Annotated in this window: 1 protein-coding gene; it reads left to right on the top strand. The window is 40.0% G+C overall.

The features are described from left to right. The coding region (locus O9324_RS22250; RefSeq protein ID WP_288141328.1) for a DUF8696 domain-containing protein at nucleotides 1-1,043 on the top strand (1,043 nt) is incomplete at both ends.

The following is a 1,043-nucleotide window of genomic DNA, read 5'->3' as shown; positions in this document are numbered from 1 at the left end:
ATATTAATCATACTTACCCCGATGATATTGATATTCTTTTAGTCGGACCGCAAGGACAAACAGTAATTTTAATGTCCGATGTGGGGGGAAGTACGGATTTATCGGGAATTAACCTCACTTTTGACGATAATGCCGTTAATTCTCTTCCTGATGACACCGCAATCGCCAGTGGAACCTATAAACCTACCAATATTGACACAGGAGACACTTTTACGACACCCGCACCAACGGGAACTTATGGAAGTAGTTTATCGGTTTTCAATGGGACTAATGCTAATGGTACATGGAGACTATTTGTAATTGATGATAGTGGTAGTGATTTGGGATCAATTGATGGGGGATGGAGTCTAAATATTACCACTACTGGTAATGCTTCTCCTACAGGTTCAGTTACTCTTACCGGAACAGCTACCGAAAATGAAACCCTAACCGCTAGTAATAACCTAGCGGATGCTGATGGTTTAGGAACATTAAACTATCAATGGCAACAATCAACCGATGGGACAAATTGGACTAATATTAGTGGTGCTACTAATACTACCCTAAGTTTAGGGGATAACCAAGTTGGCAAGTTTGTACGGATACAAGTTAGTTATACTGATGGACAAGGAACAGTAGAAACTATTAATAGTAATGCTACCAGTGCAGTAGTCAATGTTAATAATTCCCCTACAGGTTCAGTTACTATTGCTGGTACTGCTACCGAAAATGAAACCCTAACCGCTAGTAATAATTTAGCGGATGCTGATGGTTTAGGAACCCTAAATTATCAATGGCAACAATCAACCGATGGGACAAATTGGACTAATATTAGTGGTGCTACTAATACGACTTTCACTCTAGGGGATAACCAAGTCGGGAAACAAATACGAGTACAAGTTAGTTATACTGATGGACAAGGAACAGTAGAAACGGTTAATAGTAGTGCTACCAGTGCAGTAGTCAATGTTAATGATGTTCCTACTGGGAGTGTAACTATTGCTGGTACTGCTACCGAAAATGAAACCCTAACCGCTAGTAATAATTTAGCGGATGCTGATGGT

The organism is Microcystis sp. LE19-84.1B (genome assembly GCF_027531875.1).
GTDB classification, from domain to species: Bacteria; Cyanobacteriota; Cyanobacteriia; order Cyanobacteriales; family Microcystaceae; genus Microcystis; species Microcystis panniformis.
The sequence above is the reverse complement of the archived record's forward strand: the minus strand, read 5'-3'. Positions and strand labels throughout refer to the sequence as shown.